General features: G+C 72.7%; 14 protein-coding genes. 7 read left to right on the plus strand and 7 right to left on the minus strand.

What is annotated here, in order from left to right; all coding sequences use genetic code 11:
• Window positions 1-42 precede the first annotated feature (42 nt).
• Window positions 43-1,080: a MalY/PatB family protein gene (locus HTZ77_RS04325; RefSeq protein ID WP_328808408.1), complete on the minus strand. Its 1,038-nt coding sequence runs from the start codon at window positions 1,078-1,080 to the stop codon at window positions 43-45.
• Window positions 1,081-1,299: 219 nt separating this feature from the next.
• Between HTZ77_RS04325 and HTZ77_RS04330 the strand changes: the two genes are divergently transcribed.
• On the plus strand, window positions 1,300-1,977 hold the full coding sequence (locus HTZ77_RS04330) for a tyrosine-protein phosphatase (RefSeq protein WP_175588119.1): 678 nt from the start codon (window positions 1,300-1,302) through the stop codon (window positions 1,975-1,977).
• Window positions 1,974-2,099 (plus strand): hypothetical protein, encoded by a 126-nt coding sequence (locus HTZ77_RS47280; protein WP_268959907.1) that lies wholly within the window; start codon window positions 1,974-1,976, stop codon window positions 2,097-2,099. The genes HTZ77_RS04330 and HTZ77_RS47280 overlap by 4 nt, the downstream gene beginning before the upstream one ends.
• A gap of 549 nt (window positions 2,100-2,648) precedes the next feature.
• On the opposite strand, the gene lexA is transcribed toward HTZ77_RS47280, so the two are convergent.
• Window positions 2,649-3,359 (minus strand): transcriptional repressor LexA, encoded by a 711-nt coding sequence (gene lexA, locus HTZ77_RS04335; RefSeq protein ID WP_235994316.1) that lies wholly within the window; start codon window positions 3,357-3,359, stop codon window positions 2,649-2,651.
• Window positions 3,360-6,406: 3,047 nt separating this feature from the next.
• Here lexA and nrdR point away from each other — a divergent pair.
• Window positions 6,407-6,862 carry a transcriptional regulator NrdR gene (gene nrdR, locus HTZ77_RS04340; protein WP_175588570.1) on the plus strand — a complete coding sequence of 152 codons (456 nt, stop codon included), beginning with the start codon at window positions 6,407-6,409 and terminating at the stop codon, window positions 6,860-6,862.
• Entirely contained in the window at window positions 6,859-9,741 is a 2,883-nt protein-coding gene (locus HTZ77_RS04345; RefSeq protein WP_175588120.1) for a vitamin B12-dependent ribonucleotide reductase, read from the plus strand. The genes nrdR and HTZ77_RS04345 overlap by 4 nt, the downstream gene beginning before the upstream one ends.
• A 71-nt stretch (window positions 9,742-9,812) precedes the next feature.
• On the opposite strand, the gene HTZ77_RS04350 is transcribed toward HTZ77_RS04345, so the two are convergent.
• From HTZ77_RS04350 to HTZ77_RS04365, 4 genes are all read right to left on the minus strand, one after another.
• Window positions 9,813-10,661, minus strand: coding sequence for an alpha/beta fold hydrolase (locus HTZ77_RS04350; RefSeq protein WP_175588121.1), 849 nt, complete (start codon window positions 10,659-10,661; stop codon window positions 9,813-9,815).
• Window positions 10,662-10,673: 12 nt separating this feature from the next.
• A complete protein-coding gene (locus HTZ77_RS04355) occupies window positions 10,674-11,090 on the minus strand; it encodes a VOC family protein (RefSeq protein ID WP_175588122.1) in 417 nt (138 codons plus the stop codon).
• Window positions 11,091-11,259: 169 nt separating this feature from the next.
• Window positions 11,260-12,228, minus strand: coding sequence for an AraC-like ligand-binding domain-containing protein (locus HTZ77_RS04360; RefSeq protein ID WP_175588123.1), 969 nt, complete (start codon window positions 12,226-12,228; stop codon window positions 11,260-11,262).
• 64 nt (window positions 12,229-12,292) lie between these two features.
• Window positions 12,293-12,772, minus strand: coding sequence for a PPOX class F420-dependent oxidoreductase (locus tag HTZ77_RS04365; protein WP_175588124.1), 480 nt, complete (start codon window positions 12,770-12,772; stop codon window positions 12,293-12,295).
• Window positions 12,773-12,943: 171 nt separating this feature from the next.
• Between HTZ77_RS04365 and HTZ77_RS04370 the strand changes: the two genes are divergently transcribed.
• Both HTZ77_RS04370 and HTZ77_RS04375 read left to right on the plus strand, forming a co-directional pair.
• A complete protein-coding gene (locus tag HTZ77_RS04370) occupies window positions 12,944-14,041 on the plus strand; it encodes a PrsW family intramembrane metalloprotease (RefSeq protein ID WP_175588125.1) in 1,098 nt (365 codons plus the stop codon).
• Window positions 14,042-14,107: 66 nt separating this feature from the next.
• On the plus strand, window positions 14,108-15,514 hold the full coding sequence (locus tag HTZ77_RS04375; protein ID WP_205302075.1) for an MFS transporter: 1,407 nt from the start codon (window positions 14,108-14,110) through the stop codon (window positions 15,512-15,514).
• A gap of 8 nt (window positions 15,515-15,522) precedes the next feature.
• On the opposite strand, the gene HTZ77_RS04380 is transcribed toward HTZ77_RS04375, so the two are convergent.
• Window positions 15,523-16,818 (minus strand): MFS transporter, encoded by a 1,296-nt coding sequence (locus HTZ77_RS04380; protein ID WP_205302076.1) that lies wholly within the window; start codon window positions 16,816-16,818, stop codon window positions 15,523-15,525.
• A gap of 98 nt (window positions 16,819-16,916) precedes the next feature.
• Between HTZ77_RS04380 and HTZ77_RS04385 the strand changes: the two genes are divergently transcribed.
• On the plus strand, window positions 16,917-17,438 hold the full coding sequence (locus tag HTZ77_RS04385) for a winged helix-turn-helix transcriptional regulator (protein ID WP_175588127.1): 522 nt from the start codon (window positions 16,917-16,919) through the stop codon (window positions 17,436-17,438).
• Window positions 17,439-17,464: the final 26 nt, after the last annotated feature.

A 17,464-nucleotide genomic window follows, 5' to 3' on the forward strand; every position in this document is an offset into this window, starting at 1 on the left:
CGTGGTCCCGGCCGGCGCCCGGCGGCGCGCCGGCCGGGACCCTCAACCGGCCTGCCGGATCCGGTCCAGGATCTCGCCCAGGACCGGCTCGGTGGTGGCGAAGTTCAGCCGGACGTGGTTCTCCCCGCCCGGGCCGAACGCCGCGCCGTCGTTCAACAGGACCTTCGCCTCCCGCTCCAGCACCTGCGCCATGCCGGGCCGGCCGTAGTCGAGCCACGCCAGGTACGTCGCCTGGGGCACGCGGTAGCCGACCCCTTCGGGCAGGCGGGCGGCGATGGTCTTGCGGTTGCGGTCGAGCAGGGCCCGGGTCTCCTCCAGCCAGGCGTCCCCGTCCCGCCACGCGGCGATCGTGGCCTCCACGCCGAACACGTGCGCCGAGCCGTACACGAAGGGCGGCTCGGCGGCGAGCGCCGCACGAACGGCGGGGGAGCCGACGTGGGCGACCGAGCAGCGGATGCCGCCCAGGTTGAACGCCTTGGTCGCGGACGTGAGCGTGACCGTGCGCTCCGGCAGGATCGTCGCGAAGGGGATGTGCTGGTTCGGGGCGTACGCCAGGTCGGCGTGGATCTCGTCGGAGATGACCAGCAGATCGTGCCGCTCGACGTGCTCGGCCAGCTCCTCCAGCTCCTGCCGGGTGAAGACGCGGCCGGTCGGGTTCTGCGGGTTGACGAGCAGCAGCACGCGGCATCCGGACAGGTCGGGCAGCTCGTACCGCCACGAGTCGCCCTCGTCGGGGACGAGCCGGATGGGCCGCAGTGGCCGGTTCATGACCTTCAGCGTGCCGAGGAACGGATGGTAGGCGGGGGTGTGCAGCGCCACCCCGTCGCCCGGCCTGGTGGCCAGGTGGAGGAGCACCTGGAGGGCCTGGTTGATGTCGCTGAAGGTGCGCACGTGGCCGGGGTCGGGACTCCAGGAGTACCGGCCGGCCATGCGCTCCGCGAACGCCTCGGCCAGGGCGCCGCAGCCGTAGTCGTCGAGCCAGGTCGGGTAACCGAGGTCGCCTTCGGCGCGCCGCTTGAGGGCCTCGACCACGGCGGTGGCCGTGGGGAGGTCCATGTCGGCGACCCAGGCGGGGATCACGCCTGGGGCAGCCTTGGCCCACTTCAACCCATCGTTTCGGGATTTAAAGTCATCTGGGCTCAATGCGTAGTCCACGGGGTCATTGTAGGTTTCCGCGTTCGGACGGTTCGGGAGAGTCTCCGGGAGAGGCATTGATCGACGGGAGATCCCGATGCTACTAATGAAGGAGACCTTCATATAGCGAGAGGACCCCATGCCGCCGACCTCCCGTACCGCGCGATGACCGCTCTCTCCTGGCCCGGATGTCACAACGCCCGCGACCTGGGCGGCCTGCCCACCACCTGGGGCGGCCGGATCCGGAAGGGTGCGCTGATCCGTTCCGACCGGCCGCGACCGGACAGCGTCGACGCCCTGCTGGGGCACGACGTGCGGCTCGTCCTCGATCTGCGCCTGGCCGGCGAGTGCGCGGCCGACCCCAGCCCGCTGGCCGGCCATCCGGCCTACCGCAACCTGTCCGTCCTGCGCGACGAGGACGACGTCCTGGAAGCGATCGCCGACACGATGCCTGCCATCTACCAGGCGATCCTCGATCGCGGCGCCGATCGCATGGCCGGGGCCATCACCGCGATCGCCCTGGCGCCGCCCGGCGGGGTGCTCGTGCACTGTCACTCCGGCCGCGACCGCACGGGACTCGTCGTCGCCCTGGCGCTGACCGTGGCCGGGGTCCCGGACGAGCAGATCGCCCGCGACTACGCGCTCACCGCCTCCTGCCTGCGGCCCGGCACGGAGGACCACGCGCGCCGCCTGTCCGCCCAGGTCACCGAGGCGACCATGCTGCGGACACTGGCTCACCTGCGTGACCGGTACGGCGGTGCCGCGCCGTACCTGGGCCTCGGCGAACCTGTCGCCACGCTCCTGCGCGCCCGCCTGACCGAACCCGCCGGGGTGCCGGCGTGATCGCTCGATCAGCCGCCCTCACCCTGCTCCTCGCCTCCGTGCCGGTCATGCCGTCGGCGCTGGTCGTGCCGTCGGCGACCCATGCCGCCACCGGCATGGGCCTTCGCGTCTGGCCTGCTTGAGCCCAGACGCAACGGCGGCTGCCGTCCTCGCGGTGCTGATGGGAGGCGTGCTCTGTGGCGTTGGGGCGCGGCACACGCCTGTGAGCGAGAAACGTCGTCCCCCCCGCCCCTGCGCCAGGGCATGACGTGGCAGGGGTGAGATGACAAGGCGGGAGGGGGGCAGGGCGTGCGGTGACAACGCGCGGCGAAAGCACCGCGCGACGGAAGGGTCTGCAGGGTGGAGGGCTGCGCACGATGGAGGTCCCGCCCGCTGGAACAGTCCGCACGATGGAAGACCCCGCACGGTGGAGAGCCCCTCCCGGTACATCGCACGCGCCCCGCATGCAGAAGATGTCCCGCAGAAGGCATGCGATGCACTGACTGCGCAGACGGCATCCCCGAGCACTGGCTGGCGGCGCACATGGCGTGCCCGTGCACCTGAGCACGAACGACGCGGCCGTGCACCAGTGGGGACATCGAAGAGCCGGTGAGGAGGACGGCCGGCTCGGTGGCGAAGCCGACGCGGCCCCCCGAGGACGTGCCCAGGGGAGCCGTCGCCGGCGGGACGTGTCAGAGGCGGCGGAGCACCGCCACGACCTTGCCCAGGACGCTGGCCTCGTCGCCGGGGATCGGGTCGTAGTTGGGGTTGTGGGGGACGAGCCAGACGTGCCCGTCCTTGCGCTTGAAGGTCTTGACCGTGGCCTCACCGTCGATCATCGCGGCCACGATGTCGCCGCTCTCGGCGACGGGCTGCTGGCGGACGACCACCCAGTCGCCGTCGGCGATGGCGGCCTCGATCATGGAGTCACCGGCGACCTGGAGGAGGAACAGGGTGCCCTCGCCGACGAGCTGCTTGGGCAGCGCGAAGACGTCCTCGACGCTCTCCTCGGCGAGGATCGGCCCACCGGCGGCGATCCGGCCGACCAGCGGCACGTAGGCGGCCGTGGGCCTGCTCACGGTGGGCTCCACCGTGGAGGAGGCGTCGGGGTCGACCCAGAGCGCGGGCTCGCCCGGCAGGCGCACCTCCAGGGCGCGCGGACGGTGCGGATCGCGCCTGAGATAGCCCTTGCGCTGCAACGCCGTCAACTGGTGCGACACGCTGGACGTGCTGGTGAGCTGCACGGCCTCGCCGATCTCGCGCATGGACGGCGGATATCCGCGCTGTTGCACCGAGTCGCGGATCACCTCGAGAATCTTGCGCTGCCTGGGCGTCAGGCCCAGGGAGTCGCGCCGGCGCACCGCGAGGTCGGTGACCCCGTTTGCGTCATCTCGCTCGCTCATGCTCTCCTCCTCGCCCGGGGGCCTGCCGCTCCGGCACGTCCTCCCGGTCCGTGGTCTCCATGTCGCACACAGCGACCGTATCGCTGTTGAAGATCATCTTCAAACAATTGTTCGAGTCGTCCTCGAAATTATCAGTGCCGTGGTGTACAACATCGTACGGGAGTTCGATCGACATCGTGTTCGATTTGCTGATCTTAATGGGGTCATTTTCTCGGACCCGGGACGGCGCGGGAGGTCAATCGTGCACACCACGACGGTTGCGGACATGACCAGCGACGACGCCCGGCGCCCGGGCGTGGCGGCGGGACGTACAAAGGCGATCAAGAACGTTGGTGTGGACGATGAAGATGTCGCGGATGGGTGCAAAGCGTTCAGTATTCGCGCTCGTACTGGTTTAGACGCCAATTCACGGTCTGAACGGCATCGCGCCATGGGCCGCATCGCCCGAACGACCGCCCCGGGAGCGAGAGCGTCGCAGCCGGACGCCCCGGGGTTACGGGGAGCGAGGGGCTCACGAGGGCCGGTCGCTTCACGGAGGGTCGTTCCGCGTACGACCGGACGAGCGACGGCTGGACGAGCAGCGGTGGGGCCGAACGGTGGCGCGATGGGTGGCTGTGCGGCCCGTGACGTCCGTCATGGAGGCGCGGCCGGCGCTCGGCTGGAGGAGACGAGAAGCCGACAGGTCATGCAGGTCATGTCGGTGGATTGCTTGATGTGGGGCGGTTCGACCGATCGCGTCACGTGTGGAGGGCGGGCCGGGGGGTCGCGCCGGTTGGGGTGATCGGACTCGGCGCGTGGCCGGGCGGATCGCGGGTTTTACTTCGAGGGGTGGGTTCAGATGCGGGAGGACGGCTCGCGTAGGGACGAGGTGTCTTCGGACGCCGAGATGAGAGCGGTCCGCCGTGGGTCGGGGCGGGCCCCTGTCGCGGGAGGAAGACCCCAGCTGTGGCTCGTGCCACCGCCCAGACCGGAGGCGGAGGACATCGAGCTCCCGGAGGGTGGCCCGGCGAGGAAGGGCGGACCGGCCTGGAGTCGTGGGCGGGGGATGAGGGGCGGGGCCGGCGAGGGCGGTGCCGCGCCGATGGCGGCTGCGGCCGCCAAGAGCCTTGCCGTGCCTGCGGTGGCCTCTTCCGGGCTCGTCCAAGGGCGAAGGGGGCAGCGGGAAGCTCTGCGTCGACGCGGGGCTGAGGACGAGCCGGCGCAGGGGCGCGAGGCCGTCCGAAAGCCGCTGCGGGGACGTACGGCCGTGCGTGAAGCGGCGACGCGCGAGCGAGGCGGTTCCCGGGAGGCGGTGCGGGAGCGAGGCGGTCCTCGGGAGGTGGTGCGGGAGCGAGGCGGTTCCCGGGAGGTGGTGCGGGGACGAGGCGGTCCTCGGGAGGTGGTGCGGGAGCGAGGCGGTCGGCTGGCGGCGGTGCGAGGGCTCGTGCAGGGGCCGGAGCCCATGCGCGACGAGCTACGAGGGCGGGGGGCCGCGCGCGACGCGTCTGTTCGAGTACAGGGCGGGCGAAGGGGACTGGCCCGGATCGGGGTCTTCCGGCGGAAGGACGAGCGGGCGGATCCCGCCGGCCCCAGGAGGAAGGTGGAGGGAACGGATCTCGCCAGGATCGCGGGGAGGGGTGAGCGGACCACCCGCCTTCGGGGCGGGGCTCTGGAGAGAGGCGAGTGGACGGATCCCACCGGTTCCGTACGGAGAGCTGAGCGGACGGACTCCAATCGGGCCGGGGGCGTGCGCAGAGGTGGGGCGGACGCCTTCCGGGGCGGGGCTGGGCGGAAGGGTGGGGCGGTCGCCCTTCGGGGCGGCGCTGAGCGAAAGGGTGGGACGGATGCCCTGCCGACCGGCGCTGGGCGGAGGGGCGGGAGTGATGCCTTTCGGGCTGGGGTCGTGCGGAGGAGGGCCATGCGGCCGGAGCGCGTGCGGGGGGTGGCTCCCGTGCGGGTGCCTCCCGTGCGGGTGGGGCGCGGCAGGGATACCGGCAGGGGTACCGGTCAGCGGAAGGCGGCGCCGGTGCGGCTGACGCGTCGTGGGCGCGTCGCGATCATGGTGCTGGTGGCCATGCTGCTGTCCCTGTGCGGCTTCTGGCTCGGAACCAGGACGGCCGCCCAAGCCGCCACGACCCCTGGGGTCACGTCTCCTGCGCAGGCTGCCACGGCCGCTGGCGTCGCGTCGTCTGTGCACGTCGCCGTGATCCCCGGCGGCGCGTCCCTTGGCGGCACGGCTCCTGTGCACGCCGCCGGTGTGGTCCCCAACGGCGCGTCCACTGCGCCCGCCGTCGCTGTGGCCCCCAACGGCATGGCTCCTGCGCACGCCGCCACGGCCCCAACCTCACGGCTCCTGCCCGTGTCGCCGTAGTCCCGCGCTCTGCCGCCAGTCGTGCCGTGGCATCAACTCCTGGTGCCTCGGCTCCTCAGCCCCTCACCCCGTGCGATGCAGGTCTCGCGTCGTGCGATCCGCCGGTCGGTGCTCGCCCGCCGGTTCGCTTCTGGTGCGGCGCACGCCACTCCGGGCTTGATGGCTCCCCCTCGCCGCCGCCTGAGACGGCCGATCCAGAGGTCGTAGGCGGTGATGGGGGTCGCCTGAGCGGTTCGACTCGAACGGGGGCGCGGCAGGTCCAGTCCTTGCTCGGCGTGGCCGTGTCATCGCCCTCGCCGCGCCCCCGCCCGCACCCTTCGCCGCCCCGTCCGCCCTGGTCCAGGTGGCCTGGCCGAGGGCGTAGGTTTTGAGGCGCGTGAAAGGTGTTGTCTCCGTCCACAGGGCAGTTCTTTGGGGCGTAGGTGGCCGGAAAGGGGCGACACGCCGCGCGGGCCGGGAACATGCGGCCCTGATCAGCGGCTTCCTTGAGACGGGTGTGGCTCAACTTGCGTTCATGGTCTCGCGCTTCTACGGTTGGACCACAACATCTAGTACTTACACCGATGTAGTTCACCACACCTTGTGTTTTCGTGACCGCGCCATGGCATGCCGTGGGGCGGGCGTGAGCGTTCCCTGGTCAAGCCGGGCAGGGGATGTCGCCGGGGTGAGGTGGCCGCGGGTTCAGGAGGCGAAGCGCGTGCATTGTCCGTTCTGTCGCCATCCTGACACCAGGGTCATCGACAGCCGCTCGACGGACGACGGCGGCGCGATCCGGCGTCGCCGTACCTGTCCGGAATGCGGGCGCCGGTTCACCACCCAGGAGACCGTACTCCTCATGGTGAGCAAGCGCAGCGGCGTCACCGAGCCGTTCTCCCGGGACAAGGTCGTCGCGGGCGTGCGTCGAGCCTGCCAGGGCAGGCCGGTCAGTGAGGACTCCCTGGCCCAGCTCGGGCAGCGGGTCGAAGAGGCCATCCGGGCGAGGGGCGCGGCGGAGATCCCCTCCAACGAGGTGGGCCTGGCGATCCTCGGTCCGCTGCGGGAGCTGGACGAGGTGGCCTACCTGCGGTTCGCATCGGTATATCGCGGTTTCGAGACCTTGGCGGACTTCGAGGCCGAGATCGAACAGTTGAAGGCGGAGAAGGGGGAGTCATGACGGAGACGGCAAGCGGTTCAGTCGCGCGCGGAGGCAAGCGTCCCCGCAAGGGCCTGAAGATGAAGCGGATCTTCACCAAGCCGGGCGTGCATCCGTATGACGAGATCGCGTGGGAGCGCCGCGACGTCGTCATGACCAACTGGCGCGACGGCTCGATCAACTTCGAGCAGCGGGGCGTCGAGTTCCCCGAGTCCTGGTCGGTCAACGCGGCCAATATCGTGACCACCAAGTACTTCCGCGGCGCCGTCGGCACGCCGCAGCGCGAGTGGAGCCTGAAGCAGCTCGTGGACCGCGTCGTGGGCGTCTACACGCGCACCGCGATCGAGCACGGCTACTTCGCCGGCGACGAGGACGCGGAGATCTTCGACCACGAGCTGAAGTACGCGCTGGTCCACCAGATCTTCGCCTTCAACTCGCCGGTCTGGTTCAACGTGGGCACCAAGTCGCCGCAGCAGGTCAGCGCCTGTTTCATCCTCTCGGTGGACGACCAGATGGAGTCGATCCTCGAGTGGTACAAGGAAGAGGGTGTGATCTTCAAGGGCGGCTCCGGCTCCGGCGTCAACCTCTCGCGCATCCGCTCCTCCAAGGAACTGCTGTCGAGCGGCGGCACGGCCAGCGGCCCGGTGTCGTTCATGCGCGGCGCCGACGCCAGCGCGGGCACCATCAAGTCCGGCGGGGCGACGCGGCGCGCCGCCAAGATGGTCGTCCTCGACGTCGACCACCCCGACATCGAGGAGTTCATCGAGACCAAGGCGCGCGAGGAGGACAAGGTCCGCGCGCTGCGCGACGCCGGGTTCGACATGGACCTCGGCGGCAAGGACATCGTCTCGGTCCAGTACCAGAACGCCAACAACTCCGTCCGCGTCTCCGACGAGTTCATGCGCGCGGTGGAGAAGGGCGGCGAGTTCGGCCTGCGCGCCCGCCTCACCGGCGAGGTGATCGAGACGGTCGACGCCCGCGAGCTGTTCCGCAAGATGGCCAAGGCGGCCTGGGAGTGCGCCGACCCCGGCGTCCAGTACGACGACACGATCAACGACTGGCACACCACGCCCGAGACCGGCCGCATCACCGCCAGCAACCCGTGCAGCGAGTACGTCCACCTGGACAACTCCTCCTGCAACCTGGCCAGCATCAACCTGCTGAAGTTCCTGAAGGACGACAACTCCTTCGACGTCGCGAACTTCGTCAAGCTCACCGAGCTGATCATCACCGCGATGGACGTGTCGATCACGTTCGCCGACTTCCCGACCGAGAAGATCGGCGAGACGACGCGCGCGTACCGCCAGCTCGGCATCGGTTACGCCAACCTGGGCGCGCTGCTCATGGCGACCGGCCACGCCTACGACTCCGACGGCGGCCGCGCCGTCGCCGGCGCGATCACCTCGCTGATGACCGGCACGTCGTACCGGCGCAGCGCCGAGCTCGCCGGCGCGGTCGGCCCGTACGACGGCTACGCCCGCAACGCCGAGCCGCACAAGCGGGTCATGCGCAAGCACGCCGCCGCCAACGACGACCTGCGCACGATCGGCTCCATGGACGCCAAGATCCACGCCGAGGCGTCGCGCCAGTGGTCGGAGTGCCTCAAGCTCGGCGAGAAGAACGGCTACCGCAACGCCCAGGCGTCGCTGCTCGCCCCGACCGGCACCATCGGCCTGATGATGGACTGCGACACCACCGGCATCGAGCCGGACCTCGCGCTGGTCAAGTTCAAGAAGCTGGTCGGCGGCGGCTCCATGCAGATCGTCAACCAGACGATCCCGCGCGCCCTCAAGCAGCTCGGCTACCCGCAGGAGCAGATCGAGGCCATCGTCGAGTACATCGCCGAGCACAGCCACGTCGTCGACGCGCCGGGCCTGCGCCAGGAGCACTACGAGGTGTTCGACTGCGCGATGGGCGAGCGGGCGATCGCCCCGATGGGTCACGTGCGCATGATGGCCGCGACCCAGCCGTTCCTGTCGGGCGCGATCTCCAAGACCGTCAACCTGCCCGAGTCGGCCACGATCGACGACATCGAGCAGGTCTACCTGGAGGGCTGGAAGCTCGGCCTGAAGGCTCTGGCCGTCTACCGCGACAACTGCAAGGTCGGCCAGCCGCTGTCGGCGGGCACCGGCGCCAAGAAGGACGAGGCCAAGGACACGGCCGACGTGGTCCCGGCCGAGCCCGAGGTCAAGGTCATCGAGGTCAACCGCCCGACGCGGCGGCGGATGCCCAACCAGCGCCCGAGCACGACGACCCGCTTCACGGTGGGCGGGGCCAAGGGCTACATGACCGCCTCCTCCTACCCGGACGACGGGCTGGGCGAGGTCTTCCTCAAGATGTCCAAGCAGGGCTCGACGCTGGCCGGCGTCATGGACGCCTTCTCGGTGGCGATCTCGATCGGCCTGCAGTACGGGGTCCCGCTCGAGACGTACATGAGCAAGTTCGTCAACATGCGCTTCGAGCCGGCCGGCATGACCGACGACCCGGACATCCGCATGGCGACCTCGGTGATGGACTACATCTTCCGCCGTCTCGCCCTCGACCACCTGCCGTACGACGAGCGGGCGGCGCTGGGCATCTTCTCGGCGGCCGAGCGCGCGGCGCAGCAGCGCGGCGAGGACCCGGCGGCGCTGCAGGAGACGGTCGACCGGGAGGCGCTCGCCCAGTCGGCGCCCATCGAGGCCAAGCCCGAGGACGCCCAGAGCGAGGACAGGACCGGCGGCGCCGAGGCGCAGGCGGGCAGGGCGGCCGAGGTGGCCAAGCCGTCGGCCATGACGCTGGAGAGCCACCAGCGCTTCACGGCCGACGCGCCGCTCTGCATGACCTGCGGCACCAAGATGCGGCCGGCGGGCAGCTGCTACGTCTGCGAGGGCTGCGGCTCGACCAGCGGCTGCAGCTGATCAAGCAAGAGTAGGAATAGGAGGAGGGGCCGGACATTCGTCCGGCCCCTCCTCCGCGAGGTCGAAGGGGCTCAGGCGGCCACGGAGAACTCCAGGAGCTCCGGCGCCAGCGCCCGTGACGACACCGCGTGCGTCTCACCCTCCAGGACCCGGTGCTCGGCCCCCGGTACGGCTCCGGTCACCGCGTGTCCCGCGTCCCGCTTCCAGCCGGGGCTCGCGCCGCCGTTCAGCACCAGCGTGGGCTGCCTGATCGAGGCGAGCGCGCCGGCGGCCAGGGCGTTGCGCGGCCCCATGACGGCCGCCTCGTACGCGAGCGTGTGCGCCAGCGCCTCCATCCCGGCCCACCCGGGCCCGGACCGCATCGCGGCCACCGCCCCGGCGGGCACCTCGGCCGCCCGCACCATGAACAGCTCCACCGCGTCCCCGCGCCGCCCCTCCTCCACCAGCGACTCCAGCCGCTCCGCGAAGTCGGCGGGCAGGTCCGGCGCGCCGGGGCCGACGTGGTACGGGGGCTCCCACAGCGCCAGCTTGCCGATCGGCAGCCCCGCGGCCGCCGCCCGCAGCGCCAGCGCGGCCCCCGAGGAGCCGCCGAACAGCATCGCCGGACCTCCCGGCCCGGAGCGGAGCTCTGGACCGCCCTGTGCCGGCCCGCCGGCCTCGGCCAGCAGGGCGGCGAGGTCCTCGACCTCCCGCTCGACCGCGTACGGCCGGACGTCGCCGCTCGTGCCCCGGCCGCGCCGGTCGTAGTTGTACACCGTGAACCACGGCGACAGGGCGGCCGCCACCTCGCGGAGCAGGGGGCGCGTCCGGTCGGTGAACGCCCCGTGCACGAGCACGACGGGCGTCCCGGTCCCGCACCGGTCGTAGCCGATGGAGGCGCCGTCGGCCGAGGTCACCCGGCCGGTCGCGGCTTCGTTCACGCGTCCGCCGCCTCAGCCCGCCTGCGGCACCAGGCACAGGGCGGACCACTGGTGGCCGTCGGGGTCGGCGAAGCCGCGCTGGTAGCGCTGTCCGTCGTCGATCGGCTCGCCGACGGGGGTCGCGCCCGCCGCGACGGCCTTGTCGAACATCGCGTCGACCGCCGCCGGGTCGTCCAGGCCGAGGACGAGGATCACCTGCGTGGTCTTGGCGGGGTCGGGGGGCTCCGAGCGCGCGTACGAGGCGAAGACCGGCTCGGTGAGCAGCATGACCTGCGTCCGCTCGTTGATCATCACGGACGCCATGGCGTCGGACGCGCCGAACAGCGAGAACCCCAGCGCGGTGAAGAACGCCTTGGAGCGGGCCAGGTCGGCGACCGGCAGGTTGACGAAGATGGTGTGGGAGGCGGGAGCCTGGGGCGGCGTGGACATCGAGGGATCCTCCGTGGGCCAGGGGGCGGTGATGCGGACAGGCCCCAGTCTGCTCGCGCGGCCCCCGGCGGTCTTGCGCGCGCGTGCCGCCCCCTTGACGATCCGTGCCGTCCCCGGCCGGACGGTCAGTCGTCCCCGGCCGGACGGCCAGTCGCCCCTGGCCGGACGGTCAGTGGGGGAGGCCGAGCCGGGCGCGGCGGTACTCGGCGGGCGGCATGCCGTACGCCTGCCTGAACAGGCGGCTGAAGTGGGCCGCCCCCGGCAGCCCCCAGTGGGCGGCGACGCCGCTCACCGGGACGCCGGACAGAGCGGGGTCGGCCAGGTCCCGGCGGCAGCGCTCCAGCCGCCGGTGCCGGATCCAGGCGGCCACGGTCGCGCTCCGCGGCTCGAACAGCCGGTGGAGCTGGCGCAGGGAGACGTGGTGGGCGGCGGCGACGGCGGCCGGATCGAGCCCGGGGTCGCCCAGGTGCTCCTCGATGAAGGCGTCCACGCGCATCAGCAGCAGGCGGGCCCGCGACTCGTCCGGCAGCGCCGCGGCCTGCTCCGCCCGTTCCGAGATGACGGTGGTGAGCAGGTCCATCACCACGCCCGACAGCCGGGCCGCGCTGTCGGGCCGGTAGGTCTCCACGTCCAGGGTCACCCGGCGCAGGAGTGGCGCGGCGAGCGCCCCGGCGCCGTCGTCCGTGGCGATCGGGACCGCGGTGAGCCGGGCCAGCGCGTCGCGCGGGAGCGCCAGCGCGTCGCGGGGGAGGCTGAACACCGCGAGGTCCACCGCCGAGGTGTAGGAGAGCCGGTACGGCCGGGCGAAGTCGTAGAGGGCGAGCCGGCCGGGCGTGAGCCGGGTGGAGCGGCCGTCCTGCTCCAGGACGGGCTCGCCGGACAGGGCCAGCACGACCCGGTAGAGCTCGCGCGAGCCCTGACGGATCTGGCCGGGCGTCCGGTGGACGCTGTGCGGCGTGGTGGTGCGCACCCGGCCGACGCCGACGGAGCCGAGCGTCCCGGCGCCGATCTCGCCGCGCAGCGGCGCGTCCGGGTCGATGCGGCAGTCCAGCGGGCCGAGGGCGTCGCACACGATGCTCAGCCACGCGGCGCGCCGCCGCCCCGGCGGCACGTCCTCGGCACGGATCAGGACACCCATCGCCTCACCCCCCGAGCCGTCCGACAAGCCGTCCGACAGGCCGGATGACGCATCAGCCGACGCGTCACCCGCTGACGGGCAGGGCGGTCCCGTACAGTCGCGACGCCCTGAGCCGGATCACCATGCGCCGGTCGGCGACCATCTGCCGCAGGAACGCCTCCTCCCGCGCCGGGTCGGCGATGCCGCCGGCCATCGCGAGCAGCTCCCGCCCGACCTCGTCGCCCGGCTCGGCGCTGACCGGCGACAGCTCGGCCACGCACTCGGCGACCGCGAAGGACCAGAAGTCGTCGCTGGTCACGTACAGGGAGCCGCGGGGGTCGCGCTGCAACTGGCGGACCTTGAGCCGGTCCGCGATCGTCGAGATCCGCGCCACGCGCCGGTCGGGATCCCAGCTGTAGAGGACCGTGGACAGGTGGGGAAGGCCGTTGCCGCGGATGGTGGCGAGGGCGCCGAAGCGCTGCCCGGCGATGAGCTTCGACAGCTCCTCGTCGGAGAGCGCGTGAGGGGCGGGGCCGGCTCCAGGTCCGTAGCTTTCGTCGGTCATGTGGTGATTCCTCCCTGTTGTGGGGAACCCTATCGCCGCAACCCCCGCCCGGTCGCCGATCGCCGCGGCCCTGCCGTCGTAGATCGCTTCGACCTCGCCGTCAAGCGACTGGCAAGCGTTCGTCGACGCCGGGGGTCCATAGTGGGACCCCGAGCGAAGAGAGGCGTGACGATGACAGTCCCCCTGCGCCCTCCCCTGCTGGTGCAGCGGCCCAGCAAGGCCCTGCTGATCGGCATGGTGGTCTCCAGCCTGCTGGCCCTGGTCGTGCTCGCCGTCATGCTGTGGAGAGGGGGACCGGTCGGGTTCGGGCTGTCGCTGCTGCTGGCGCTCGCGCCGCTGCCCGTGCTGCTCGCGGCCGTCCTCTCGCTGGACCGGCTGGAGCCGGAGCCGAAGCTGCACCTCGCGTTCGCCTTCGCGTGGGGCGCCGGCGTGGCGATCGTCCTGGGCGTGGCGCTCACGCTGGCGGGGCAGGCGTTGTTCACCAGCGCCGGGTACGGGGCGCAGGTGGTGGACGCCATGGGCACCGTGTTCCTCGCCCCCGTGATCGAGGAGGCGCTCAAGGGGTCGGCGCTGCTGCTGCTCCTGCGCCGCCGCCGGGAGATCGACGGGCTGACCGACGGCATCGTGTACGCCTCGATGGCCGGGCTGGGCTTCGCCGCCGTGGAGAACGTCGGCTACTACCTGAGCGCGTTCCTGCAGAACGGCGTGGGCGCGACCGTGCAGCTCTTCGTCATGCGCGGCCTGATCGACCCGCTCGGCCACCCCGTCTACACCTCCATGATCGGGCTCGGGGTCGCCTACGCGCTGACCCGGCGGGGGAGCGCCCGGTACGCCATGGTCCCGCTCGGCTACCTGGCCGCCGTGGTGCTGCACGGGCTGTGGAACGGCGCCGCGGCCACCCACTCGCTCGGCTGGCTGGCCGCCGCGTACCTGGTGATCATGGCGGCGCTGGTCCTGCTCGTCGTGGTGGCGGTGCGCGAGCGCCGCCAGCTCGTCGCCAAGATGGGCGCCTACCTGCCCGCCTACCAGCAGACGGGCCTGGTCGGCCCGCAGGACCTCGCCATGCTGGGCTCCCTGCCCGGACGCGCCCGCGCCCGCCGGTGGGCCAGGCGCGCGGGGATCGGCCGCGCCATGAGCGACTACCAGCACGCGGCGACCGAGCTGACCATGCTGCACCTGCGCGCCGAGCGGGAGGGCATGGAGCCGGCCAGGTTCGCGGTCGAGCGCGACGCCCTGCTGGGAGCCATGGCCCAGGCCCGCCGCTGGTAGGTCCTCACGGTTCAACCGCAAATTCGTTCAAGACCGGGCGGGGGCGCGCGGCCGATACTCCACCGCATGTCCATTTCTGTTACGGCCTCCGCCGTCACCGCCGTCCGCCGCGGCCCGATGCTGGCCGTGCTGCTCGCCGGCCAGATCATGGCCTCCATGGACGGCTCGATCGTCTCGGTCGCCGCGCGGACCATCCGCGACGACCTGCGCGCCGGCGGCGCCGCCGTCCAGCTCGTCGTGTCGGGCTACCTGCTGACCACCGGCGTGCTCCTGGTGACCTGCGCGCGACTCGGCGACATCGCCGGGCACCGGCGCGTGTTCCTGGCCGGCCTGGCCTGGTTCACCGGGGCGTCGCTGGCGTGCGGCCTCGCGCCCACCGCCGGCGTGCTGGTGGCGGCCCGCGTCGCGCAGGCCGTGGGCGCGGCGCTCCTGGCGCCGCAGGTGTTCTCGCTCATCCAGCTCCACTGGGACGGGCCCGCGCGCCGCCGGGCGATCGGCATGTACGGCATGGTGCTGGCTCTCGGCGTCGCGCTCGGCCAGGTCATCGGGGGCCTGGTCGTCGGCGCCGACCTGTTCGGCCTCACCTGGCGTCCCGTCTTCCTGGTCAACGTCCCGATCGGCGCGGTCCTGCTGGTGGTCGGCCCGCGCCTGCTGCCGGACTCCCGCGCCGGGGAACGGGCGCGCCTGGACCCGCTGGGCGTGGCCGTCCTGACCGTCGCCATGACCGCGCTCACCGTGCCGCTCATCTTCGGCCGGGACCAGGGCTGGCCCGCCTGGTCCTGGGTCTCCCTCGCCGGCGGAGCCGCGCTGCTGGCGGCGTTCGGCCGGCACGAGAGCCGGGCGCGCCATCCGCTGCTCGACCTCGCGGCGCTGCGGCCCGCGGGGGTGAAGCCGGGCCTGGCGGCCTGCTGGACCGTCATGGGCTGCTACACCGTCTTCCTGCTCGTCCTGACGCTGCACCTCCAGTCCGCGCTCGGCCTCTCGCCGCTCCAGGCGGGCCTGGCGTTCGTCCCGTACACGGTCGGGTTCGGGACGCTCAGCCTGACCTGGACCCGCTACCCGCGGCGGCTGCGCGACGCGCTGCCGGTGGCCGGTCCCGTGGCGTTCGCCGCCGGCGCGGTCCTGCTGGCGCTGCTGCACCGCCACCAGTGGAACCCGTACGCGGCCTCGCCGCTGCTCCTGCTCGCCGGGGCCGGGCACGCCGCCGGCTACAGCCCGCTGATCGCCCGCATCGCGTCACTGGTCGAGCCGCGGCTCGCCTCGGCGGTCTCGGCGCTCAACTCGACCGGCCCGATGCTCGCCGGGGTCACGGCCGTCGCCGGGCTCGGCAGCGTCTACTTCGCCGCGCCGTCCTCCGCCGACGGTCTCCTGCGGGTCGTCGCGGCCGTCGCCGTGCTGCTCGCGGCCGGTACGGCATGCGCGTGGCCGGCCGTGCGCACCCGCCAGACCCCTGCCGGCCCCACGCGCGGGTGACCGGAGTCCTATGTCCGGGAGACCAGCGTCGCGACGGCCGTGGCCGCCGTCAGCACGACGCACCCCGCCACCGCCACCGCCGCCCCCTGGTGCGCGCCGAGCTGCCCGACGGCCGCGGCCACGCCCGCCGCACCGAGGGAGCTGCCCACGTAGCGGGCCGTGTTGTTGGCTCCCGACCCCATGCTCACCCGGTGCGCCGGCACGCTCTCGACGGCCAGCTGCGTGATCGAGGAGTTGACCAGCCCCGAGCCGGCCCCGCTGACCACCAGCCCGGCCACGATCGGGAGCATCGACCCGGGCGTCCCCAGGCCGAGCAGCCCGGTGAAGCCGGCCGCGCTGAGCGCCAGGCCGAGCGCGAAGCGCGCCGGGGTCGCCAGCCGTACATGCCTGGACAGCAGGGCCACCACGAACGACAGCGTCGACCAGAGCCCGAACAGCAGCGCGGTCTCCAGCGGGGTGAGCCCCCGGCCCTGCTGGAGCACGCTCGGCAGGTAGCTCAGCAACCCCACGATCGCCGCCCCCACGACGAGCGCGCCCCCGGTCGCGACCAGGAAGGCCGGCCGCCGGAACAGCTCCAGGTCGAGCAGCGGCTCCGGCCGCCGGCGCTCGGCCGCCACGAACGCCGCCCCGAGCACCGCGGCCAGCGCCAGGGCCCCCACGACGACCGGCCGCCCCCAGCCGAGCCTGCCCTCCGTCACCCCGGCCACCAGCGCGGCCACGGCCAGGCTGAGCAGGACCACCCCCGGCACGTCGAAACGCCGCGGCTCGGGGGAGCGCGACTCCTCCAGCACCCGGGCGGACACCGCCGCGAGCGCCACCGCGCACGCCCCCACCAGCCAGTACGCCGCCCGCCAGCTCGCCACGGCGGCCAGCGCCCCCGACAGGACCGGGCCCACGGCGGTGCCGAGCCCGATCATCGCCCCGTACCGCCCGGTGGCCCGCACCCGCTCGGGCCCCGCCGGATAGGCGTGCCCGACCAGCCCGAGGCTGCCCGCCAGCATGGCGGCGCTCGCGGCGCCCTGCGCGAAGCGCGCCGCCACGAACACCGGCACGGCCGTGGCCAGCGCCGCCACCACGCTCGCGGCGGCGAGCACGCCGGTGCCGGCGACCATCACCCGCTTGCGCCCGTAGTCGTCGGCCAGCCCCCCGGAGACCAGCAGCACGGAGGACAGCCCGAGGGCGATCGCGCCGAGGATCCACACCGGCCCGGTCGGACCCGCGCCGAGGGCGCGGGCGGTGTCGGGGAGCGTGACCATCGGCACGGTGTAGTTCGTCAGCACCAGCAGCGGGGCCGCGGACGCCACGGCGGGAGCCAGGGCGCGCCGCCTAGTTGGTTCAGTGATTGAACTCATCATGGCTGCGCACGCTACCACGGTTCAGTGAATGAACTAGGGTGGGGTCCATGGCGCTCGGCAAGAACTACGACGGCCAGGACTGCTCCCTGGCCAGGACCCTGGAGCTGGTCGGCGAGCGGTGGACCATGCTCGTGATCCGCGACGCGCTCTACGGCGTGCGCCGCTACGGCGACTTCCTGGCCCACCTCGACATCCCGCGGGCGGTGCTGTCGCAGCGGCTGGTCACGCTGGTCGAGGCCGGCGTGCTCGAACGGCGGCGCTACCAGGACAGCCCGCCCCGCGACGAGTACGTGCCGACCGCGATGGGCCGCGAGCTCTGGCTGCCCGTGCTGGCCCTGGGCCAGTGGGGCGAGCGCCACCTGAGCCGCCGCGGCGCCCGCCGGGTGTTCTCGCACGTGGACTGCGGCGGCCGGATCGACGCCACCGCCACCTGCACCGGCTGCGGCGCCGAGCACCTCCCGCCCGACCAGGTCGAGGTACGCCCCGGCCCCGGCCTGGAGGACGACCGGGACGACCCGGTCAGCGTGGCCCTGCGCGAACCCCACCGGCTGCTGGATCCGCTCCCATGACAAGATTCAGGGCGGACCCCCCGAAG

This window comes from Nonomuraea montanisoli (assembly GCF_013363975.1).
GTDB lineage: Bacteria > Actinomycetota > Actinomycetes > Streptosporangiales > Streptosporangiaceae > Nonomuraea > Nonomuraea montanisoli.